This is a genomic window from Bradyrhizobium sp. sGM-13, assembly GCF_018398875.1.
GTDB lineage: Bacteria > Pseudomonadota > Alphaproteobacteria > Rhizobiales > Xanthobacteraceae > Bradyrhizobium.
In genome coordinates this window covers 1-352 of record NZ_JAGWDK010000230.1, presented here as the reverse complement: position 1 = coordinate 352, position 352 = coordinate 1, and the positions used below count along the sequence as shown (strand labels likewise).

The window sequence follows — 352 nt, the reverse complement described above, 5'->3', positions numbered from 1 at the left end:
CGGTTCAGATAGCCCCGCGCAACCCCCGCCCCGCCGATGTAAAGCTCCCCCACCGCACCAAACGGAACCAGCGCACCATGACCATCCAGAAGATACACCCGCGCGTTCGCAATCGGACGCCCGATCGGGACGTTCGCAGATACAGCTGGCCCTGTCGGAACCTCATAAAAGAGACAGCCGACGATCGTTTCGGTGGGGCCGTATTCATTCACCAGTCTGGCCGTGGGCTGGATCCTGCGCCACAGCTCGATTGTCGAATGCGACAGCGCTTCACCGCCGATGATAAACAGTCCAACCTGGCTGGCGGCCGAGTCCGCCAGCATCTGTTGCCCAAGCACATCCAGATGGCTGG

General features: G+C 61.6%; 1 protein-coding gene. It reads right to left on the bottom strand.

Annotated elements, in window-relative coordinates:
• Positions 1 to 352 (bottom strand): AMP-binding protein (locus KJQ96_RS38885; RefSeq protein ID WP_213291207.1); only part of this gene is annotated, 352 nt, incomplete at both ends.